Raw genomic sequence first — 23033 nt, 5'->3', positions numbered from 1 at the left:
TTCCAACCTGTCATTCGTCATCAAGCCAATAGATTTGACGAGAGCTGTTTCAGAAAATGCATAATAAAAAATCTGATTTTCTTTGGTATTGCTTTAAAAATAGATCAGAAATTTATTGAATTAGAAAATTATAAATAAAAATTCAGATGAAAACTGCAAAAGCGCGAGGCTCCGGAAGCAATGACAATTCATGATCGGGCAACGACGGCCGCATCAATCGCCAAACCCGGATTCGATGAGGGGCGTGCATGGCCATTATCATCGCAGCAATCACGGGTCTGGCTGTTGTCGCAGGCGGGCCATGAGGCGGTCTATGGACGTCAGTCGATCGGCTTTCGCTTCGCGTCCGTCGGGATTGGTCGTGCACACGCTGGAATTGACGCGCTGATGCGTCGTCATCCCCTGTTAAATCGTCGCTTTGAGGTCCGGGCGGGTGGGATCGTTTATCAGTTGCTCGGCCAAAAGCCCTTGCCTGTTGTCGAGTGTGATCTGGCAAGGGATGAGGATCTGGAGGTAGCCTTAAAGCAGGCGTCCGCCGCCTATTCCGGAAGGGCGCTCGACCTGGAAAAGGATGCCGCCGGTCAATTGACGCTATTTACGGCTGGGGGGCAGGCGGTTGGTGTGCTGTTGTCCCTGCATCCTCTGATCGGCGACCGGGTGGCACTCGACCGGTTGGCGGTCGATTTTCTTGTTGGACTAGATCGGCAGGTTGATCTGGTGGGCGAAGAGGTGGGTTTGATCGAGGCCTCACATTGGTTGGCCCAGGGCGCAGCAATGCCCCAAACCTCAGATGCTGACGCCGATTTCTGGTTTCACCGGTTGGCTGCACAGGAGACGGTCGCAATGCTGCCAACCCAGGCTCCAGCGGCAGGCGTGACCAGTTCTGATCAGCAGGCATGGCGCGAAAAACGCGTCGAGGTCGCATGCTCTGCCTCGACATCCGTGGCTGATGTGACGCAGGACAGCCTGGCGGCGCTTTCGATTGTGCTTCGTCGCTATAGCGGCTGTGGTACCCAGCGGATCGGGCTGGTAACCCGGCAGGCGGATTGCCCGGTTGCGACCCGCACAGAAGATATGTTGCTTGTGACCAGCGAGATCGACGGTCGTTTGGCTCTTGACGCAGTGCGCGAGCGGCTGGCCGAGGGTGTTGCCACCGCGCTGTCCCACCATTTGCCGTTCGAAGCGCTGACGAATGCCCTGGCGCGGCGCGACGATGGGTTCGAGACCGCCAGCCTGGTTGCAACGGTGCTGGATGTGCGGCCCGCCCTGCAACTGGAGGCCCAGGTTGTGGCCGGTCAGCCGGTTGCCGTTCTGGTGGAGCCGCCTGCGCGGCGCGATGCAGGTCTGGTGGTTACCGTTTCCGGTCTGGGGTCGGAGACATTGGCGATACGCCTTGGCTATGATCCGCAGAGCCATAATGATGCAATGATCGAGCGGTTCGCCCGCGATCTGAGCCTGGCGTTCGAGGCCCTGCGGCGTCAGCCGGAGCAGTTGGTCAGCGCGATTGCTTTCATGCCGGTTGAAGAGCTGGACCTGTTGTCAGCGCCCTATCCCGACCAGCCTGAGACCGATGATGGCACGCCGATCCATCAGGTGATTTCAGCGCAGGCGCAGCGCAGGCCAGACGCTTTCGCGGTGGCTCAGGGCGATACGTCGATTACCCATGGCGCGCTGGAGGTCGCCGCCAACCGGCTCGCCCATCGGCTGGTCGCCATGGGGATCGGCCCGGAAAACCGGGTCGCGGTGGCGCTGAACAAATCCATCGACGCGATCATCGCCATTCTGGCGGTGCTGAAGGCCGGTGGCGCTTTTACGCCGGTCGAGCCGGATCATCCCGAGGCCCGCAACCGTCATATCCTCAGCGCGCCGGGTCTGGCGCTGGTGATTTCGCGCAGCCGCTACATCACCGATCTGCCGCGTGATATCGGCACGCCGATCCTCAATCTCGACAAGCTCGATCTATCCTCGGAAAGCACCGAGCCGCCGGTCATCGCCATTGCACCGGCCCAACTTGCCTATGTGATCTATACCTCCGGCTCCACCGGCATTCCGAAGGGTGTTGCCGTTGAGCATGGTCCATTGGCGCATCATTGCAAGGCGACGCTGCGCATCTATGAAATGGATGAGACTTCCTGCGAATATCCGGTCCTGCCCTTCACCTCGGATGGTGGCCATGAGCGCTGGATGGTGCCGTTGATGGCGGGTGGCGGTGTCGTGCTGACGGCGGATAAGCTGGCAACGCCGGAAGATGCTTTCGCGCTGATGCGCAGGCACGGCGTCAACAATGCCAGCCTGCCGACCAGCTATGTCAGGGGCCTTGCTGAATATGCGGCGGAAAAGGGCGGGATACCGCAGTTGCGGCTCTATTCCTTCGGCGGCGAAGCGCTGTCTCAGGCGGTTTTCGATCTGCTGACCGATAATCTCAAGGCGCAGATGCTGATCAACGGCTATGGGCCAACCGAAACAATCATGACGCCGATGGTGTGGAAAATTCCGGCGGGAACCCGGTTTGAGGGAACGGTTGCGCCGATTGGCCGGGGTGTCGGCGACCGCCGCATCTATGTGCTGGATAGCGATCTGGTGCCGGTCCCGGTCGGGGTGATCGGCGAGATCCATATCGGCGGCAGCGGCATTGCCCGTGGCTATCTCGGCCAGCCGGAGCTGACGGCGGAGCGTTTCATCGATGATCCGTTTTCCACCCATGGCGGGCGGATGTACAAGTCTGGAGATCTGGGCCGCTGGCGCGAAGACGGCACGGTAGAATTTGCCGGCCGGGTCGATCATCAGATCAAGTTGCGTGGCTATCGTATCGAGCCGGGCGAAATCGAGGCGGTGCTGCGGGCTGATCCGAATGTGTCGGAAGCCGTGGTTCTGCTGCATCAGGATAGCGGACGCAGCGCGCTGATCGCCTATGTGGTGGCGCGTGAAGACGAGGATGTGAACGTAAACGATCTTCGCCGCGCCGCCGTCACCGCCCTGCCGGATTACATGGTGCCGCAGCATATCATGGTGCTGGATGCGTTGCCGATGGGGCCGAACAGCAAGCTTGACCGCAGCGCTTTGCCGCTGCCGAAGCTGCAACGTGATATCGTCCCCCCCGCCGACGACAAGGAAGCCGCCATTCTGGAGGTCTGGAAACAGATCCTTGATATCACAGAACTCAGCGTCACCGAAAACTTCTTCGATGTCGGCGGCCAGTCGCTGGCGGCGGTACGGATCGTCTCGCGGCTGAAGATGCAGCACCCGAAATGGCCGCTGACCATTGCCGACATGTTCAACTATCCGACCGTGCGGGATCTGGCGCTTGCGATGGACGAAAACCGGCAGGAGGACAAGGTTGGGGCGATCTATCTGCGCCGCGATGGCGATCGTCCTGTGCTCTATTGCTTCCCGGGTCTTCTGGTCAGCACCCGCGAATATATGCGGTTGGTGGATTATCTCGGGCCGAACCAGCCGGCTACCGGCTTCGTCTGCTATTCGCTGACGGAAACACCGGCGCTCAGCACCAGGGTCGAGGATATCACCGCCCGCTATGCCGAAGCGGTGCGCAGCCAGGCTAAGGGACGGCCTTGCGCCTTTCTTGGCTGGTCCTGGGGCGGGCTTCTCGCCTATGAGGCAGCGCAGCAGCTTGGCAATGACGTCGATCTTCGGATGATCGGCATGGTCGATGTCTGCGACATGGGCGATGAATTCGCCATTGGCGTCTGGCCGCATTTCGAGCCTGGGGTGCGTGAGCGCACCCATGACGCCGTGCAACGCTGGCTAAAGGTAGCGCCGATGCGCGAGGCCTGGTTGACGCTGATGGCGGCGATGGATGCGGAGGTTTACGAGCAATTCCTGCATCATATCGTCAAGCATAACGTGCCGCTGCCTGTCGATGGGCCGGATATCGGCTCGGAAGAGCATATTTTCTGGGTTCTGCTCGATAACGCGATGATTTTCCGCAATTATCAGCTGAAAGCCTCGGAGTTCCGCATCCATGCATTCTCCGCTGAAGATTCGGTAACGCGGGGCCTCAGCGTCATCGACTGGCGACGCTATTCGCCTAATGCGACGGCTTGCGAATTGGTGACTGGCACCAACCATCTGTCGATTATCGGCAAGTCCCGTTTCCATCAGCGCTTTGCCCAGCGGCTGGATCTGGCCATTCAAGTCAAGCCGTAATCCGGCTCTTTATTTTCCCTCCCTTTTGTTTTCAAACTCAGTCTGGAGTGCAATCATGACATCCCACGTGCTCGATCTGGCGGGAGCCGGAATTGGTCCGTTCAATCTCAGCCTTGCCGCGCAGCTGGATTCGATTCCAGCGGTCACGGCGCAATTTTTTGACAGCCGCCCGGCGTTTTCCTGGCATCCAGGTATGATGTTGCCGGGTGCTGATATGCAGACCTCGTTCCTAAAAGATCTGGTCACAGGCACGAACCCAACCAGTCCCTGGAGCTTCCTGTCCTATCTGGTGCGCCACAAGCGCTTCTACCAGTTTTTGAATGCCGAGTATGAGGCGGTGCCGCGCAAGGAATTTGCCGATTATCTGGGCTGGGTGGCTCGTGGCCTGCCATCGCTGTCCTTCGGTCAAACGGTGCGCCAGGTCGATGCGGTGGATCGGCTGTTGTCCATCAATGTGGACGGTGCCCGCGTTATGGCCCGCAACATGGCGGTTGGTATCGGCAAGAAACCATCCATGCCAGATTGGGCCGAAGGCCTGCCAAAATCGATGATCTTCCACAGCAGCGAGGCCACAGAGTGGCTCGGCGGCATCAAGGCGCGCAGGGTGGCGGTGATTGGCGGCGGCCAGAGCGGCGCTGAAATCGTCGATGCGTTGCTTGACTTGAAAAGCGTGGCTTCGATCGACTGGATCAGCCGCAGGGCGAATTTCGAGCCGCTCGACGCGACACCCTTCACCAATGAACTGTTTACCCCGGCCTATATGGATCGTTTCCATGGTCTGGCCGAGGATCTTCGCATCACCCATACGCGCCGCCAGCTTCTGGCCAGTGACGGCGTTTCGCCATCGACCCTGAAGAAACTTTATCGCCGACTGTATGAGCGGAAACTGGAAACAGCAGGCCGGGATGACGGCATGATGCTGCGTCCGCATCGCGATGTGATCGCCGCCAAGCGCAATGGAGCGACAATCGAACTCACCATGCGCAATGGTTTTGACGACGCAATCGAGACCGTTGAGGTTGACATGATTGTCGCTGCCACCGGCTATCGCTTTGAATTGCCGGAATTCCTGCGCTCGTTTGAAGACCGGATTGAGCATAACAGCCTTGGGGAACCTGTGCTCAATCGTGATTTTTCGCTCAAGTGGGACGGGCCGGAGGAAAACCGGATTTTCGTGCTGAATGCTGGGCGCCATAGCCACGGGATTGCCGAGCCGCAACTCAGTCTGGCGGCATGGAGAAGTGCTGTTATCGTCAATGCCATGCTTGGCTATGACTATTTCGATTTGGTGCAACCGCAACCTATGGTGCAATGGGAAAGTCAGGGGAGGGCATCCGAAATGTCTTCTCGTCTGGGGGAGGCTGCCGAATAAGGCATCCTACGAAAGAGTTGAGGGCGCTTTTCGGACCCTCCGATGAGAAAACAAAGTCCTATTGCATCGTACAGATTCCAACGTTCATTACGATGCAATAGGCGGGGTCAATGCTGCCGCCGCACCGCAAGGAATAGTGGCGGGCAGGGCGTGGATTGCAACGATGCTAAGGCGTGTTTTGAGTACGCCACTCCTTTGCTTTTCGCATATTGTATATTCAATAAATATTGAAAATCAGTAGGTTGATATTGATCACAGAAATGGCAAGGGTCTCTCGATTTTATCTTGACTAATTAAATCATGTTTTCTAGTGTGCCCCGGAAATAAAGGGGGGAATTCCACGGTTTCAATCTGGGATTTCAAGGCGAGCCCGACATGATAGCCAATATTTCGCAATCGATATGTGACGAACAGATAAAAACTGCCCTGATGAACAAGTCGAAACTCCTGGGGGCCGCACGGCGAATTACCGGTTGTGCCTCTTTGGCGGAAGACATCGTTCAGGAAGTGCTTTTGCAACTTGTCGCAAAGCCATTGCCGCCGGATATTGCGGTTCCAGCGTCCTATATGATGCGGATGGTGCGCAATCTCGCCACCGACCATATGCGTCGGCTGCGTTATGAGCGGGGCCTGTTTGCCGTTGAGGAGGAGGGCGATAGCACATCCGATTACGGCAGCCCCGAAGAGCATTTGCGCGAGGTGGAAGCCTATCAGGCCTTCTGCTGCACCATGGAGGCTATGCCGCCCCGGACGCGTAAATTCTACGAGGACCATTTTTTCGAAGGGGTGCCGCAAAATATTATCGCCAGGCAGGCAGGTGTCTCCTGCGCCTTGGTCTGCGGGTTGTTGCGTGATGCCCATGCGCAATGCCTGGCTGCCATCTGCCCGGATGGGGTGAAATGCCGAGCCTCGAGCCGCAAAGGTAAACGCGATGCGTTGCCGACGCCCCCTCTCAGCGAGGAGGTGCATCCGCTCTACTGCAATCGTTCGGCGGCTTGACGCCGGGAGACCTCGACCGGGTTTACGATTTTGCCGTTGCGGATTTCTGAAATGCGGGTGGTTTTTCTGGGCCGGCATTTTCTGCGTGAAACCGCAATGGCGCACCACGTTTTACGACAAAAATAATTGAAAAGATGAGTGATTATTGTGCTTGTTATTATCGAATTGGCCGCCAACAAGGGCGAAATCTGCCGCGACATCATGTCGGAACTGTCCGACTGGTTTACGGAGCCCGCTGTGATCGATGCCTGCGCGAAGGCAGCAGAGACCTTGCCGATGTTCGGCTGCCTTGACGGTGACACTGTGGCCGGATTTGTCATGCTGAAACCGCATCTGCCCGATGCCATGGAAATCGTGGCGATCGGTACCCGCCGGGCCTATCACCACAAGGGGGCAGGCAGGCTCCTGCTGTCAGTGGCGGAGGATTTTGCCCGCAAAGCCGGTTGCCGACTGGTGACGGTGAAGACCCTGGCACCACGTGGCAAACAGGAGCCGCAATACGAAGCCACGCGGGCCTTCTACGACCGGAATGGATTTATTCGGGCTGAAGTGTTTCCGACCCTCTGGCACGAAGATCATCCGTGTCTGATGCTTGTGAAGCCTTTGGCGGACGGGGAGTAATCGTCCCCAGCCGATGGGACTGTCCTGAATTCGCCTGAAATTGACAAACTCTAGCGACGGCCATCGGGCAGGGGGCATAGGTCGCCACAGCCGGGAACGCCCGGCAAGTTATAGCGCAAGCAGCAGACCTTGCGCTGGAAATGGTCCATGCCACATTGGCGGCGCGCCAGTTTGATCATGCCAAACAGTGGATTGCGGCTGCCATCCGGCCAATGCTGGCTTGAGATGATCTCAATCGCCTCTTCCATCAGATGCGGGCCGGCCTGATTGCCGATTTCCTTGATAATCCAGTTGAGATAGACGGCGACATTGTTCCACATCAGCTTCGGCGCAACGCCGCAATGCCCGGCAATGAGGGTAATCAGTGGCGCGGCATGGTCGCGCAGGATCGTGTGGAGATCGTTTATCGCGGGGGCCTGGCCAGCGGGGCGGCCTGGACCTGACAGCAGGAACGCTTTTGGTTCGGCTGTCTGTGGATCGCAGACCAGCGATAGCTGGGAAAGCCCGAGTGATAATTGCCGCCGATGTACCAGACGGTGGACCGTAGGCGCAATGGTCAGGATGCTGAAATAATAGAGCGTCCACATCGAGATTACCGCACGCTTGTCAGCGCCGGGAAACTTGCAAGTGTAGCGGGCGATAATATCGGCAAACACATCCGGGTCGGAAAGCGAGGTGCAAGGGATAATCTCGGCATCCTCAGGCGGGTCCAGCAGCAGTTTGCCGCGGCAAAAGGCAAAGCGCTCGTCGCCCGGCATGTCGGGCGACCAGTCATCGTCGATGGTGGGTAGAACGCCACGCATCAACGGCCTGGACATCTGGATCGTTGATCCCATGGGTTTTTCCGCCGCTTGATCGATTGCTTGCTGCAACCGACCGCAGATTAGAATGGGGATTTCCGTGCGTCAAGAAAACATGACGGTAATTATCATATTTATAATCAGGCAGGGCGGATTATGCGATTGCCTGCGCCGCCGTGCCTTTCGCCCGCATCCGGCGGCGGTATTGGACCGGTTTTTCCATGAACCGACGCTGGAAGGCCTCGTAAAAGGTCGAGAGCGAGCCAAAGCCTGACTCGTAGGCCACTTCAGTAATCGGCATATCGGAGGAAATCAGCAGGGATTGGGCGGTGTCCAGCCGGTGGCGGATGATCGCCTGGTTGATGGTGGTGCCCACCGCACGCTTGAACAGGCTCATGGCATAATTGGGATGCAGACCGGCGGCGCGGCCAACATCCTCGGCAGAAATCGTGTCAGGTGCGTGCTCGCCGATGAAGCGCAGCATTTTTTCCACATGCAGCATCCAGCCCGCATCGCGTTGACCGAGGCTTGCCAGCGCCGATCCCTGTTCGCGCAGGTCACGCCAGCCGTCCCGTTCGATCCGCATCAGGCGGGCGGTCAGTTCGCTGCGGACGATCTCGATATCGCCTTCATCGCCACCCAGCAATTCGTCACGCCAGCGCAGAAAGATTTCACGGTCCCAAGCCCGCAGGTGCAAAGCCTCGATGACGGCGCCGCGAAATACCGAGTCGCGAAACTGGCTGAGGCTGGCCAATCCCAGAAACACCGACATCGGTACATAAAGACAGATAAAGCGGGTGCCTTCCCGCCGGTCGATCACCTGATGGGGGATCATCCCCCAGAACAGGCAGAGCCGGCCTTCCGAAATCGTCAGCTCCCGGCCATCGAACCAATAGGTCATTGAGCCTTCCAGCACGAAATTCAGTTCGATTTGGCTGTGCATATGCGGCCCAGCCATCTTCTGGACGTCCAGCAATTCTCCGGCGCAGAAGCGGTTATCGCCAAATACAACCAGGGGATGGGCGGGATCGCGTTCGGGGTGTACAGGTGTTGCACCAAGTCTGTTGATCAAGGGAGGACGTCGAGCCATTTCGCACCGAAAATCTTAGGATACCGGAATTCTAAGCCTGAATTTCGGAGGTAGATTGCGGCTTTCTGGCGCACGGTCAAGGCGCTTTTGCAGGAGGCGGACGCAAAGAAGCTGAGAGTTGCAGAGAGTACAGGATGTCCTGGGGCCGTTTGGCTGAGGCAAGACATCATGCTGGAGATATAAAATGTTACAGCGACTTTGAATGCCTTCTGGAGGCGACAAGGTTACTGTCATACCGCAGACAATGATTCCGGGGAGGAATGTGATGATTTGCTTTAAAATGATGCCGAGCTTGGCGCTTGGCTATGTGCTGACCATGTCAACGGCCTTTGCTGGTCAGATTGTGCTCAATTCCGATCAGTCGGACCCAACGCCGAAAAAGGCGATGGAAGAGCTGCTGAAGGATTTCCAGGCCGCCAATCCCGACGTGACCGTCAAGTGGAACAATTTCGACCACGAAGGCTATAAATCCGCGATCCGCAACTTCCTGACGGCTGATGCGCCGGATGTGGTGTCCTGGTATTCTGGCAACCGCATGGCGCCCTTCGTCAAGGCTGGCCTGTTTGAGGATGTCAGCGATATCTGGGCCAAGGACGATCTCAATAATCAGTTGAAATCCGCCACCAAGTCGATGGAAATCGATGGCAAGAAATGGGGCATTCCCTATTCCACCTATCAATGGGGTATTTACTACCGCAAGGATATTTTTGCCGCTCAAGGCATCACGCCGCCCAAGACCTGGGCCGAGTTGCTGGCGGCTTGCGACAAGCTGAAAAAGGCTGGCATCACACCCTTTACCATCGGCACCAAGGCACTGTGGCCGACGGCAGGCTGGTTCGACTATCTCGACCTGCGCGTCAACGGTTATGAATTCCATATGGACCTGACGGCCGGAAAGGTGCCTTACACCGATCCGCGCGTCAAAGCCGTGTTTGCGAAATGGGATGAACTGATCAAGCCCGGCTATTTCATCGCCAACCATGCCGCACTTGATTGGCAGGATGCCATGCCGCAATTCGTGCAGGGCAAGGCGGCCATGTATTTGATGGGTAACTTTGCCGTGGCCCCGATGAAGGATGGCGGCTTGAAGGAAGAACAGATCGGCTTCCTGCAATTCCCGGAAATTACCCCCGGCCTGCCGCGGGCGGAAGATGCGCCGACTGAATCCTTCCACATTCCCTCGGGCGCCAAGAACAAGACGGATGCCCGCAAGTTCCTGGCTTATCTCGCAAAGCCGGAAACCCAGACCAAGATGAACGCCACCCTTGGTCAGCTGCCAATCAACAACAAGTCGGAAAAATCCAGCGATCCGTTCCTCAGCGCCGGTTTCGACATGCTGTCGAGCGCTTACGCATTGGCGCAGTTCTATGATCGTGACGCGCCTGCCGATATGGCCAAGGCCGGCATGGAAGGCTTCCAGGAATTCATGGTCAAGCCTGACAAGGTCGATGCCATCCTGGCGCGCCTCGATAAGGTCCGTGCCCGCGTTTACAAATAATCGGTTCTCCCGACGGCCGGATGTCGCGCAAGTGGCATTCGGCCGATTTTCAGTCACAGAACGGCTAGGATGCTTCGCTATCCCTCAGCCCTTGCATTAACGGAGGTGCTGCCGTGAGCACTGCTGATCCTGTTTCATCCGGATTTTGGAAGCGTCACCAGCAACGCATTGCCCCCTGGCTGTTTTTAGCGCCCGGTCTGGTGATGTTCGTCATCTATGTCGTGTTGCCGATTTTCCAGTCTGTCTGGATCAGCTTTCACGATTGGGATGGTATTGGTGAGAAAGTCTGGATCGGGCTTGGAAACTATCAGGAATTGCTGGGCGACGAGGCCTTTTATACCTCCCTGCAAAACAACCTGATCTGGTTGGTGCTCTACCTTCTGGCCATTCCCGGCGGATTGGCAGTAGCACTGTTTCTCAATCAGACTGTGACCGGCATCCGGCTTTACAAATCGCTGTTTTTCTTCCCTTTCGTCATCAGCCAGGTCGTGGTCGGCCTGATGTTCACATGGTTTTATGCGCCGAATTTCGGACTGTTTTCCGTGCTGATCAAGCATCTGACCGGAATGGATTTCGCGGTTCTGGCCGATGAGCGTTTCGTTACCTATGGCATTATCGTTGCCGGTCTCTGGCCGCAGACGGCCTATTGCATGATCCTGTATCTGACCGGTCTCAACAATATCAATCCTGAGCAGGTGGAAGCCGCCCGCATGGATGGGGCCAAGGGCTGGTCGCTGCTCAAAAACATCATCCTGCCGCAGCTGGCACCCGCCACCTTCATCGCCATGGTCGTCACTGTCATCGGCGCGCTGCGCTCCTTTGACCTCGTGTCAATCATGACGGCTGGCGGCCCATACGGCTCCAGCCGGGTGCTGTCCTATTACATGTATGAGGAGGCGCTGTCCGAATACGGGTTCCGCATGGGTTATGGCGCGGCCATCGCCGTCGTTCTGTTCCTGATCATGATGGTGTTCATCACGCTGTTCGTCGTGCGGATGATTGGCCAGGAAAGGAATACCTGATGTTTCCGACCCCGATCCAGAAAGCCTCGCCGATTGTTCGGTATGGCTATAATCTCGTTCTGCCTGTCGCGCTGGTTCTCTGGCTGCTGCCTTTGCTGGGCGTGGCGCTGACCTCGGTGCGTCCTGCGGGCGATTTGGCCGCTGGCAATTATTTCGGCCTTCCCTCCGGCTTTGCCGGTGTTGAGAACTATTCTGCGGTGTTTCAGAATTCGCCGCTGGGCTGGTACATTCTCAATTCCTTCAAGATCACCATTCCAACCGTGATCGGTGCCGTCGCGCTGTCCTGCCTGACCGGGTTTGCACTGGCGACTTACAAGTTCAAGGGCAACCTTGTGCTGTTCTGCCTGTTCGTTGCTGGCAATTTCATTCCCTTCCAAATTCTCATGGTGCCGGTGCGTGACATGACGCTGAAAATGGGGCTGTATGATACGGTCACCGGCTTGGTGCTGTTTCATGTCGCCTTCCAGACCGGATTTTGCACGCTGTTCATGCGCAATTTCATCAAGGGCCTGCCGTTTGCGCTGATCGAATCCGCCCGGGTCGAGGGCGTGTCGGAATGGCGGATCTTTCGCTATATCGTGCTGCCGCTGATGCGGCCCGCCATTGCGGCGCTGTCAGTGCTGGTCTTCACCTTTGTTTGGAACGATTATTTCTGGGCCACGGTTCTCGTCCAGAGTCAGGCGGCCATGCCTGTCACAGCGGGGCTTTATTCGCTGAACGGCCAATGGGTTGCCGCCTGGAACCTGGTTTCCGCCGGGTCGATCGTCGCGGCCTTGCCACCGGTCGCCATGTTTTTCCTGATGCAGCGGCATTTCATTGCCGGGCTGACACTTGGAGCAACCAAGGGATGAATGATATTGTAAAGATTGGCGCGAACGGGCTTGTTTTGAGCCTGCGGATGCCGGAAATCGGCATGCCTGAAATCATCGGCTTTGGTGAGGCGCCTGTTGCTGGCTGGGCTTTGTCCGAGGTCGAGCGCTCCAGCCGCATCAACGGCATGGATGAGGCCGTGCCTTCGGCGGTGCTGCTGCCGGTGGGTGGCATGGGCTTTTTCGGCTGGCCTGCCATTTCAGGGCATCGGTCGGGCCGCGACTTCATCCTGCAATTTGCCGATTGGACGGTGGAAAAGACCGGGCGGATCACGCTGCTTTGCGCCCAGGATGCCGTGGCGGGCATGGCGATCACGCTGCGTTTCGAGACTTTTCCGTCGGGCGTGATCGGTGTCTCCACCGATCTTAAGAATATCGGCGGTGAGGATTACATCCTGGACCGCTGCATGGCAGCGAGCTTCCTTGCTCCTGCTGGACAGGTCGATGTGGTCAGCTTTACCGGCATGTGGGGCCGTGAATTCCAGACCCGGCGTGAGAGGTTGGGAACCGGCCTTTGGGCGCAGGAAAGCCGCCGGGGCCGCACCTCCCATGACCGGTTTCCGATGCTGACAATCGAAGGCGAGGCGCAGAGCTTCGGCGTGGCGCTCGGCTGGAGTGGTAACCACCAGATCGTCATCGACCGGCTGGACGATGGCCGCCGTCTCGTGCATCTGGGCGAAGTGTTCGAGCCGGGCGAAACGATCCTTGCGCCGGGCGAGAACTATCGCAGCCCGGTGGCCTATGCCGGCGCGGACCGGGCAGCGTTCCATGCCTTTGTTCGCAATGACCTGATGCATTGGCCTGATGGTGCGATGTCGCCGCGTCCGGTGACATTGAATACCTGGGAGGGCAATTATTTCGACCACCAGATGGGATCGCTCAAGGCCCAGGCGACATCCGCCGCCGAACTTGGCATCGAGCGTTTCGTGCTGGATGACGGTTGGTTCGGCAAGCGGGATGACGACACGACCAGCCTTGGCGATTGGGACATCGACGCACGCAAATATCCTGAGGGTCTGTCGCCGCTGGTCGATCACGTTACCGGCCTTGGCATGCAGTTCGGCATCTGGTTCGAGCCGGAAATGATCAACCCGGTCTCCACCCTCTATGAGCTGCATCCCGATTGGGTCTTGCAGGTCAAGGGCCGCCCTTTGCTGACATCCCGCAACCAATTGGTGCTGGACCTGACCCGGCCAGAGGTGAGCGATTATCTGTTTGAGAAGATCGACGCGGTGCTGGCCAATCATGCTGTCTCCTATGTCAAATGGGACATGAACCGCGACCTGACCCATGCAGGTGGGCGCGACGGGCGGGCGAAAATTTCAGCCCAGACCCGCGCCGTCTACGCATTGATGGACCGGGTGCGGGCAGCCCATCCGCAGGTGGAAATCGAAAGCTGTGCCTCCGGCGGTGGCCGGATCGATTACGGTGCGCTTTCCCGCACCCACCGGGTCTGGACCTCCGATTGCACCGATGCGCTGGAGCGGCTGGAAATTCAGCGTGGTGCTTCGGTTTTCGTGCCACCGGAAGTGCTTGGCAGCCATATTTCGGCCTCGCCAAACCACCAGACGGAACGCCGTCATACGCTGGCCTTCCGGGCGCTGGTGGCACTCGCCTATCACCTTGGCGTCGAGTTGAACCCGCTGGAACTGGAAGGCGAGGAACGTGCCGAGCTGAAGACCTGGATTGCCATCCACAAGCGGCTGCGGCCCCTGCTGCATGCGCCGGGCGCCAATTTTTCCAAGCAGCCGCGTGATGGGCGCTATGTCTGGGGTGCGGCGGACAGCAAGCGCATCGCCATCTTCGTTGCCCAAGGCCCGCAGATGGTGGGCGAACAGCCGGAACCGTTGACCCTGCCTGCTGGTGTGACCCGCATCGGCGGACGCTGGAAAATTGCCGCCACGCATCCGGCTCAGCCGAATTTCATTCGTATATCCGAGGGGCAGAAGCGCCTGTTGGCTGGCAAGGTCACGTTTGAGCTTGCAGATCTCAAGCTTGGCGGCTTGCCGCTGCCGATGCTGCGGCCGGAAAGCGCAATCCTGCTGGAACTGGAACCTGTTGAGGGAGGAGACCACCATGGCTGATGTAAGCCTGCGGGGCGTCAAGAAACAATTCGGCGCGCTGAGCGTCATCAAGGGCGTCGATCTCGACGTCAAGGACGGCGAGTTCTGCGTGTTCGTCGGCCCGTCCGGTTGCGGCAAGTCCACCCTGCTACGGATGATTGCCGGGCTGGAGGAGATCACCTCCGGTGGGCTGACGATTGGCGGCAAGGACATGACCCGGATCGGCCCGTCTGAGCGCGGTGTTGCCATGGTTTTCCAATCCTATGCGCTTTACCCGCATATGACGGTGCGCGACAATATCGGCTTTGGCCTGAAAATGACTGGCCATCCCAAGCCGATGATTGAGGCGCGGACCAAAAAAGCAGCCGAATTGCTGCAACTTGATGCGCTGATGGAGCGCAAGCCAGGCCAATTATCCGGTGGCCAGCGCCAGCGTGTCGCCATTGGCCGCGCTATCGTGCGGGAACCGGAAGTCTTCCTGTTTGATGAGCCGCTGTCCAATCTGGATGCCGCCCTTCGGGTGCAGATGCGCACGGAGCTGTCCAAGCTGCATCAGGATTTGAAGGCGACGATGATCTACGTCACCCATGACCAGGTGGAAGCCATGACCATGGCCGACAAGATCGTCGTGCTATCGGCGGGCCTGATCGAACAGGTCGGCACGCCGCTGGAGCTTTATCATCGCCCCAATAACCTGTTTGTCGCAGGCTTTATCGGCTCGCCGAAAATGAACGTCTTGCCCGTGACCGTCGCGGCCGCCGACGGCGGCAAAGTGGTGGTGACGCTGGCCGATGGCGCGGCAATCACGCTTGATGCGCAGGGCAAGGCAATCAGCCCGGGCAAGATGACGCTCGGCATTCGCCCAGAACATATCGATGCGACGGGCAAGGGGGACCTCGTTCTGTCGCGGCCAGTGCGGTTGGCTGAATATCTCGGGTCCGAAACGCTGTTTTTCGTCACTCTGGCCGATGGCACCGAGTTATCCGTCAAGGCGGACGGGCTGGCGACGGCCAAGCCGGGTGAAACCTTGTCGATCGGAATTCCCGCTGCCGCTTGTCATTTGTTTGACGAGGCAGGCAAGGCGGTGATCAACGGGGACCTGACACGATAATGCTGGGCGTTTGCTATTATCCCGAACACTGGCCGGAGAGCCAATGGCATATCGACGCGCAGAACATGCGCAAGCTTGGCATTTCCTATGTGCGCATCGGTGAATTCGCCTGGTCGCGGCTGGAGGCGAGGCGGGGTCAATTCACCTTCGAATGGCTGGACCGGGCCATCGATATTCTCCATGCGGCGGGCCTGAAGGTGGTGCTTGGCACGCCGACCGCCACCCCGCCGAAATGGTTGATGGACGAGCATCCCGACATTGCGCCCTATGATGCCGACGGGACTGTGCGCGGCTTCGGCTCGCGCCGCCATTACAGTTTTTCCAGCGAAATCTGGTGGGCCGAGAGCGCTCGAATCGTTGAAGTCATCGCCAAGCGCTACGGCACCCATCCGGGCATTGCTGGCTGGCAGACCGATAACGAATATGGTTGCCACGACACCACGGTGTCCTGGGGTCCTGAAGACCTGAAGGCCTTCCGCCGCTGGCTGCGGATGCGGTATCAGACCACTGACCAACTCAATGAAGCCTGGGGATCGGTGTTCTGGTCGATGGAGTTCAACAGTTTCGATGAAGTCGAACTGCCCACCCGCACCGTGACCGAGCCGAACCCGGCGCAGCGGTTGGATTTCTGGCGCTTCTCCTCCGATCAGGTGGCTGCCTATGATAAAATGCAGGTGGATATTATCCGCAAGCATTCACCGGGCCGCTGGATTACCCATAACTTCATGGGTTTCATCAATGATTTCGATCATTTCCAGGTGGGCGACAATCTCGATCTCGCAAGCTGGGACAGTTATCCGATTGGTTTCGTGGAGAAATTTCCGTTTACCGAAGACGAGCGCAATCGTTGGGCCGAGACTTCCCATCCCGACATCGCGCCCTTCCACCATGATCTCTATCGCGGTGTTGGCCGTGGCCGGTTCTGGGTAATGGAACAGCAGCCTGGTCCGGTCAATTGGGCGCCATGGAACCCGGTTCCCAAGCCCGGCATGGTCCGGCTGTGGACCTGGGAAGCGCTGGCGCATGGGGCAGAGGTGGTCAGCTATTTCCGCTGGCGCCAGGCACCGTTTGCGCAGGAGCAGATGCATGCAGGCCTCAATCTGCCGGGGCTTGATGAATGGTCGGTGGGCGGGTTGGAAGCGCATGCCGTTGCTGGCGAACTGGCAGCGCTTGGCGATCTGCCAGAGAGCGTTCAGGCACCCGTGGCCCTGGTCTATGACTATGCCAGCTATTGGGCGACGACGATCCAGCCGCAGGGCCGGGATTTCCGCTATGAGGAATTGGCGTTCCGCTGGTACGAGGCAGCCCGCCGACTGGGGCTGGACGTGGATTTTGTGCGCCCCGGCGGTGATCTGTCCGGTTATAAACTGGTGCTCGTTCCCTGCCTGATGCAGGTTAACGAGGCGGCGATCGCGGCGTTTAAAGGCACTGACGCCGTCGTGCTGTACGGCCCGCGCACCGGTTCACGCGACGAGAAATTCCGTATTCCGGAAAACCTGCCGCCCGGTCCGCTGGCTCCCTTGACCGGCACGCGCCAAACGCAAGTCGCCTCACTGCGGCCCGGTCTTGGCGATAGCGTTTCAGGCACGGTTTTGGGCCGGGCCATCCGCTGGCGGGAATATCTGGAAACCACGGCAACCGTCATCGCCACATTCGAAAACGGCGATCCGGCCCTGACGAGCCAGAACGGCCACCATTATCTGGCCTGCTGGCCCGACGAGGCATTGCTGTTTTCAACGCTGGCGGTGCTGGCGGAAAAGGCTGGTCTCGAAACCCTTGTTTTACCGGAGCATATCCGCATCCGCCGCCGTGGCAGCCTCACCTTCGCGTTCAACTATGGGGCCGAGGACTGGACCATTCCGGTATCGGGCGAGTTTGTCTTGGGCGGACCAGTGCTCAAGCCGCAGCAATTGGCGGTATGGGCCTGATTGTCAGAGCTTGATTGCTGATATTGTCGAGAAAATGCGTCTCCTTTGCAAGGAGGCGCATTCTCGATGCGTCGCTCTTAGATTTTTCTGGCACGTTTACTCCTCGGAAGAAGTTTGAGCAGAACGGAGCAGACAGCGGTATCGGTTTCGATAAATTAAGTCCCTATTATTGAAACTCTTTCGCCATCCCCGCAAGCTCGTCCCAGAGACTTTCGGCAAAGCCGCGCAACACCAGAAGCTCGAACTGGTCCTCACCCGTACGGCAGAGATTGACGGAGATGTGGCCGATCAACGTCGTCGTAGCACTACCGATTGCGAATTGATCGGGGTGCAAATCAAGCGCCGTGCCTTTTGCCAGAACGTTGCGAACCGGAGCGCCACTGATGCGGATCAGCGTGCGGCCATGACTTTGATCGACAAGAAAGGCGGCTTGGCCAAAAGCCGCTACCGCTTGATCGGCGCTGGCCGGTCCTACGGCAAACCATTGGCCGGGTCCGGCATTGCGCAGATCAAAGCCTTGCGGTGGCATTGGCGCGACATCACCGGGCTTGCCCAGCACATGCAGAATGGTTGCGTCGAACACGGTTTCCAGCGTTAGCACACCAAACCGCTCCACCGCCTTGGTGGCGAGTGCTGGACGGCGAACAAGGTGGAAATCGGCCAGGACAGAGTCAGGCAGGGCGTTCTCAGGCATGGAGTTTCTCATTGTTTGGATCAACAAAAACCGGGTTCACCAACTGGGCGGGTGTAAACTCGTTGCGCAGCCCATTCCACACCAACACCTCCTCGCCATGGCGAGAAGCACCACTCTTCACCAGCGCAAGGCCGATGGTGGAGCCGATATGCGGTGAGAAGCAGGATGATGTGACGTAGCCTTGGTCATTTTCCAGTGTTGGGTCAGCATCCTTGTTCAAGATATGTGCGCCGGTTTTGAAGCTTGTCTTGGCATCCAAAGGCACAACGCCGACCAGTTGTGGGCGATCCGAGGCCGTCAAGCCTTCTCGGTTCAGCATATGTTTGCCGATAAAATCAGGTTTGGTGGCGCTGACCATTTTGCCAAAGCCGAGATCGGCAGGCATCACCGTGCCATTGATTTCATTGTGGGTCACATGGCCCTTTTCGATGCGCAGCACTGACAAGGCTTCAATGCCATAGGGCTGAATGCCATCTTCCTTGCCCGCCAACATCACGGCGTCGGCAATGCTTTCGCCAAAATCGGCAGGCACGGCCAATTCAAAGGCCAACTCGCCTGAGAAGGAGATTCGGAACAGCCGCCCCTTCAACCGACCACCCAAGAGGGACACATCCTTGGCCGCGAGATAGGGGAAAGCCTCGTTGGAAATGTCTTCATCAACCAGCTTTTGCAAAATGGCGCGGGATTTTGGCCCAGCCACTGCCATTTGCGCCCATTGATCGGTCACAGAAGCCAGCCGCACATCCAGTTCCGGCCAATGCACTTGGGCGCAGAATTCCAGATGGTTCATCACGCCCGCCGCATAGGCCGTGGTGGTGGTCATGAAGTAACGATTGTCTTCCATGCGGCTGGTGGTACCGTCGTCATAGATAAAGCCATCTTCGCGCAGCATCAGCCCATAGCGGGCCTTGCCCACGGGCAGTTTCAAGAAGGCGTTGCAATAGACGCGGTTCAAGAACTCCGCCGCATCTGGCCCGCAAATCTCGATTTTGCCGAGCATGGAGACATCGCAAATCCCGGCATTGGTTCGGACGTTTTTGACCTCTCGGTCCACGCTTTCGCGCCAGCCGTTTTCCCCGGATTGTGGAAACCATGCCGAGCGATACCACAGGCCGGTTTCCACAAAGGTCGCACCATTCTTGGCCGCCCAATCATGCAAGGGTGATTTGCGCACTGGCTGAAAATGTTTGCCATGCGATGTGCCCGCAAGCGCGCCAAAGGACACCGGGGTGTAGAAGGGCCGAAACGTCGTGGTGCCAACCTCGGCGGGAGATATACGCCGCGCCTCGGCCAACAACCCGATGGCATTGACATTGGAGAGCTTGCCCTGATCGGTTGCCATGCCATTGGTGGTGTAGCGCTTGGCAAGCTCTACATGGCCATAGCCTTCCTGCACGGCAAGGCCTAAATCCTTGGTATGCACGTCGTTCTGGAAATCCACGAAAGCCTTGGCCTTGATGCAGGGAATGGACCAAACTGGCTTGGCTGGTGTGGGGATAATGTCACCCTCAACACTCGGCATATCCAGCGTTTGAATCGTGAAACCCAGAGCCGTCAATGCTTGTTTTGCCTGCTCAAAACCAGACGCCATTGAGGCCACAAGCCCAAAGACACCAGACGCGGAACCAGCCAAAACCAGATTGTTCAAGCTCTCCGGAGCCAAAAAGGCCGAATGCTCATCTGACCAACGCGGCTTACCACCCCTGTGACATGCAAGGTGTATGATCGGCGAGAAGCCGCCCGACATGGCAAGACTATCCACCTCAAGCCGTTCCAACTGCCCTTCGCGCCACAGATCAAGCCCCTCAACGGATTTCCCGCCGTAAACATTGCTGACCAAACCACCGCGCACCAATCGCGCCTTGCCCTGATAAGCAGTCGTGGCATCGCGGCGACTATCAATCAGGGCTGTGACTCTAACCCCTGCGGCTTCAAGGTCCGCCGCCAGTGCATAGCCGCTGTCATTGGTGGTGAAGATGGCCGTTTTCTTGCCCGGCGCGACGCCATAGTGGTTGAGATAACGGCGCATGGCTCCGGCCATCATCACACCCGGAATATCATTGCCGCCGAACACCAGTGGGCGTTCTTCGGCACCCGTGGCCAAAATGGCTTTCTTCGCGGCAATGCGCCATAGGCGCTCCACCGGGCGGTTGGCGGCGGGGAGAGCGAGGTGTTTTTGCACCCGCTCAACGGCACCGAAGACATTGCCATCGTACCAGCCAAACGCTGTGGTACGGGCGAGGATTTGCACATTGGGCAGGGCTTCCAGCTCTACCCTTGTGGCGGCGACAAAATCAGAGGCGGCAACACCATTGACCAATGCCGTTTCAGCCAGCAGCCCGCCGCCGATTTGCGCCTGCTCATCCAGCAGAATAATCCGCGCACCCGCACGGCCAGCAGCCAGAGCCGCCATCAAACCGGCGGCACCTGCACCAATCACCAGCAGGTCGCAATGCGCCCAGCATTTTTCATAGGCATCGGGATCGGCTTCATAGCTTGCCTTGCCGAGTCCGGCGGCCTTGCGGATTATCGGCTCATAGAGCTTTTCCCAGAACTTTGCGGGCCACATGAAGGTTTTATAGTAGAAGCCCGCACTTAGAAACGGCGACAGCAGGCTGTTGACCGCACCAATATCGTGCTCAAGGCTCGGCCAGCGGTTTTGGCTGTTGGCTTCCAGCCTGGCATAAAGCTCCTGCATGGTGGCACGGGTGTTGGGTTCTGTGCGTCCGCCGCGACCAATCGTCATCAAGGCGTTAGGCTCGGCTGCACCGGCCGTGAGAATGCCACGCGGACGGTGATATTTGAAGCTGCGGCCCACCAATTGCTGGCCATTGGCCAACAGCGCAGACGCCAGCGTATCGCCCGCAAAGCCGCTCATGGCTTTGCCGTCAAAGGTGAAGGGAAGCGCGGTTTTGCGATCCACCAGACCGCCGCTTTTCAGACGATAGGATGTCATGCGCTCACCCCTTTGCGTGTTGATGCATCGAAGCTTGCGGAAATTTCGTGGGTGGCCGTGTCTCGGCACACAACAATCCAGCGGCGGCAACCGGATGTGTGGTGCCAGTATTCCTCATAGGCTCCGCGTGGATTGTCACGCAGATAGACGTAATCGTGCCATACGTCTGAGCCAGCATCGGACGCTGGACGTGCAAGGGCTGCACCCTTGATGGTGTATTCTTCTTTGGGTCTTGGCCCGCAATGGGGGCAGGGAATGAGGCTCGCCATAATCAGAATCCTTAGAGTTTGTCAGGGAAAAGTGGTCACCGGTTTTCCCGAAAAGACAAACGACAACAAAAGAATCTAGAATCTGTCAGGTTCAATCTGAACCTGGCAGATTCTAGTGAAGGTTCGGCTGGGCACCCTGGCCCTTTTCATCGAGAATATAGCCGCGTTCAAACCGATCCAGCCGGAAGGCACGCGCCGTTTCGTGGCTCTCGCCCTTGGCGATCAGATGGGCGAAGCAATAGCCCGAGGCAGGCGTGGCCTTGAAACCGCCATAGCACCAGCCGGAATTGAGATAGAGATTGTCCAGATGCACCTTGTCGATGATTGGCGAGCCATCCATGCTCATATCCATCACGCCGCCCCAGCTGCGCAGTACGCGGATGCGTGACAAAGACGGAATCATCGCCTTACCCGCTTCCGCCACATGCTCAACGGTGGCGAGATTGCCGCGCTGGGCGTAGGAATTATAACCATCAATATCGCCGCCAAACACCAGCCCGCCCTTATCCGATTGCGAGACGTAAAAATGGCCCGCGCCAAAGGTGACCACGCAATCGATAAAGGGTTTTAGCCCCTCCGAGACAAAGGCTTGCAGCACATGACTTTCCATCGGCAGTTTCAGCCCGACCATCTCGGCCACACGGGATGAATTACCAGCAGCGGCCAGCGCCAGTTTGCCGCAGCCGATGAAACCACGGGTGGTTTCCACCCCCACCGCCCTGCCATTTTCACGGCGAATACCAGTGACTTCGCAGTTTTGAAGAATGTCCACGCCATGGGTATCCGCCCCCCGCGCATAGCCCCAAGCCACAGCATCATGGCGCACCGTGCCGCCGCGGCGCTGCATCAAGCCGCCCTGAATGGGGAAGCGAGCGTTGTCGTAATCCAGAAACGGCAGCATGGCTTTGATCGCGTCGCGGTCCAGCAATTCGGCATCCACACCGTGCAGGCGCATGGCATTGCCGCGCCGGGTATAGGCATCGCGCTGGGCATCGGAATGATAGAGATTGACCACGCCGCGCTGCGACACCATGGCGTTGAAATTGAAATCCTGCTCCAGCCCTTCCCACAGTTTCATGGAAAACTCGTAGAAGGGATTGTTGCCCGGCAGCAGATAATTGGAGCGGATAATGGTGGTGTTGCGCCCGACATTGCCAGAGCCAATATAGCCCTTTTCCACCACGGCGATATTTTTGATGCCGAAGACCTTGGATAGGTAATAGGCCGTGGCCAGACCATGACCGCCGCCGCCAACAATGACCACATCATAATGTTGTTTAGGCTCCGGCTGCCGCCAATGGGCAGCCCAGTTTTTATTGCCGCGAAGACCGTTCAGAAAAATCGACAAAGCCGAATAGCGCATGATGCCCGCTCGTTTCAGGATTTGGTGGACGGGGATGGTTTGTGTTGGCGCGGGTGTTACCCCCCCCTCTGCACTGCCGGGAATCTCCCCCTCAAGGAGGGAGATTGGTTAGACTTGAGCGGTCAATTCCACAAACCCATTTCAGTCATCGAAACGCTGAAAATGAGATGAAAGATCAACTCCAAGTCGATCTCCCCCCTTGAGGGGGAGATGT

At 58.1% G+C, this 23033-nt stretch carries 16 protein-coding genes; 10 read left to right on the top strand and 6 right to left on the bottom strand.

Annotation, left to right across the window (positions count from 1 at the left end; all coding sequences use genetic code 11):
- Nucleotides 1–180: 180 nt before the first annotated feature.
- The 4 genes from IEI95_RS03975 (at nucleotide 181) to IEI95_RS03960 (ending at nucleotide 7156) form a co-directional block, all read left to right on the top strand.
- On the top strand, nucleotides 181–4164 hold the full coding sequence (locus IEI95_RS03975) for a non-ribosomal peptide synthetase (protein WP_194415960.1): 3984 nt from the start codon (nucleotides 181–183) through the stop codon (nucleotides 4162–4164).
- 55 nt (nucleotides 4165–4219) lie between these two features.
- Nucleotides 4220–5536, top strand: a complete 1317-nt coding sequence (locus tag IEI95_RS03970; RefSeq protein ID WP_156532263.1) for a lysine N(6)-hydroxylase/L-ornithine N(5)-oxygenase family protein — start codon at nucleotides 4220–4222, stop codon at nucleotides 5534–5536.
- Between the two features lie 375 nt (nucleotides 5537–5911).
- Entirely contained in the window at nucleotides 5912–6535 is a 624-nt protein-coding gene (locus IEI95_RS03965) for a sigma-70 family RNA polymerase sigma factor (RefSeq protein ID WP_071206471.1), read from the top strand.
- Nucleotides 6536–6736: 201 nt separating this feature from the next.
- Nucleotides 6737–7156 (top strand): GNAT family N-acetyltransferase, encoded by a 420-nt coding sequence (locus IEI95_RS03960; protein ID WP_156532379.1) that lies wholly within the window; start codon nucleotides 6737–6739, stop codon nucleotides 7154–7156.
- A gap of 50 nt (nucleotides 7157–7206) precedes the next feature.
- On the opposite strand, the gene fhuF is transcribed toward IEI95_RS03960, so the two are convergent.
- Both fhuF and IEI95_RS03950 read right to left on the bottom strand, forming a co-directional pair.
- Complete coding sequence (gene fhuF, locus IEI95_RS03955) at nucleotides 7207–7992, bottom strand: siderophore-iron reductase FhuF (protein ID WP_156532264.1); 786 nt, start codon at nucleotides 7990–7992, stop codon at nucleotides 7207–7209.
- A 118-nt stretch (nucleotides 7993–8110) separates the two neighbouring features.
- Nucleotides 8111–9046 carry a helix-turn-helix domain-containing protein gene (locus IEI95_RS03950; RefSeq protein ID WP_087730201.1) on the bottom strand — a complete coding sequence of 312 codons (936 nt, stop codon included), beginning with the start codon at nucleotides 9044–9046 and terminating at the stop codon, nucleotides 8111–8113.
- A 265-nt stretch (nucleotides 9047–9311) separates the two neighbouring features.
- Here IEI95_RS03950 and IEI95_RS03945 point away from each other — a divergent pair, with 265 nt between their 5' ends.
- The 6 genes from IEI95_RS03945 (at nucleotide 9312) to IEI95_RS03920 (ending at nucleotide 17537) form a co-directional block, all read left to right on the top strand.
- Complete coding sequence (locus tag IEI95_RS03945) at nucleotides 9312–10544, top strand: ABC transporter substrate-binding protein (protein WP_156532265.1); 1233 nt, start codon at nucleotides 9312–9314, stop codon at nucleotides 10542–10544.
- A 203-nt stretch (nucleotides 10545–10747) separates the two neighbouring features.
- On the top strand, nucleotides 10748–11566 hold the full coding sequence (locus IEI95_RS03940; RefSeq protein ID WP_041698570.1) for a carbohydrate ABC transporter permease: 819 nt from the start codon (nucleotides 10748–10750) through the stop codon (nucleotides 11564–11566).
- Nucleotides 11566–12417 (top strand): carbohydrate ABC transporter permease, encoded by an 852-nt coding sequence (locus IEI95_RS03935; RefSeq protein WP_156532266.1) that lies wholly within the window; start codon nucleotides 11566–11568, stop codon nucleotides 12415–12417. The genes IEI95_RS03940 and IEI95_RS03935 overlap by 1 nt, the downstream gene beginning before the upstream one ends.
- A complete protein-coding gene (locus tag IEI95_RS03930) occupies nucleotides 12414–14519 on the top strand; it encodes an alpha-galactosidase (protein ID WP_156532267.1) in 2106 nt (701 codons plus the stop codon). Before IEI95_RS03935 ends, IEI95_RS03930 begins: the two co-directional genes overlap by 4 nt.
- Entirely contained in the window at nucleotides 14512–15609 is a 1098-nt protein-coding gene (locus IEI95_RS03925) for an ABC transporter ATP-binding protein (RefSeq protein ID WP_156532268.1), read from the top strand. The genes IEI95_RS03930 and IEI95_RS03925 overlap by 8 nt, the downstream gene beginning before the upstream one ends.
- Nucleotides 15609–17537, top strand: coding sequence for a beta-galactosidase (locus tag IEI95_RS03920; RefSeq protein ID WP_156532269.1), 1929 nt, complete (start codon nucleotides 15609–15611; stop codon nucleotides 17535–17537). The genes IEI95_RS03925 and IEI95_RS03920 overlap by 1 nt, the downstream gene beginning before the upstream one ends.
- Nucleotides 17538–17703: 166 nt before the next feature.
- Here IEI95_RS03920 and IEI95_RS03915 read toward each other — a convergent pair whose 3' ends face one another.
- From IEI95_RS03915 to IEI95_RS03900, 4 genes are all read right to left on the bottom strand, one after another.
- Nucleotides 17704–18231 (bottom strand): sarcosine oxidase subunit gamma, encoded by a 528-nt coding sequence (locus IEI95_RS03915; protein WP_194415954.1) that lies wholly within the window; start codon nucleotides 18229–18231, stop codon nucleotides 17704–17706.
- Nucleotides 18224–21187 carry a sarcosine oxidase subunit alpha gene (locus IEI95_RS03910; protein WP_156537223.1) on the bottom strand — a complete coding sequence of 988 codons (2964 nt, stop codon included), beginning with the start codon at nucleotides 21185–21187 and terminating at the stop codon, nucleotides 18224–18226. Before IEI95_RS03910 ends, IEI95_RS03915 begins: the two co-directional genes overlap by 8 nt.
- Nucleotides 21184–21456 carry a sarcosine oxidase subunit delta gene (locus IEI95_RS03905; protein ID WP_156532272.1) on the bottom strand — a complete coding sequence of 91 codons (273 nt, stop codon included), beginning with the start codon at nucleotides 21454–21456 and terminating at the stop codon, nucleotides 21184–21186. The genes IEI95_RS03910 and IEI95_RS03905 overlap by 4 nt, the downstream gene beginning before the upstream one ends.
- A gap of 112 nt (nucleotides 21457–21568) precedes the next feature.
- On the bottom strand, nucleotides 21569–22819 hold the full coding sequence (locus IEI95_RS03900) for a sarcosine oxidase subunit beta family protein (protein ID WP_156532273.1): 1251 nt from the start codon (nucleotides 22817–22819) through the stop codon (nucleotides 21569–21571).
- Nucleotides 22820–23033: the final 214 nt, after the last annotated feature.

The organism is Agrobacterium vitis (assembly GCF_014926405.1).
In the GTDB taxonomy this organism is placed as follows: Bacteria; Pseudomonadota; Alphaproteobacteria; order Rhizobiales; family Rhizobiaceae; genus Allorhizobium; species Allorhizobium vitis_H.
Note: the sequence above shows the minus strand (reverse complement) of the source record. Positions and strands in the feature narration are given on the sequence as shown.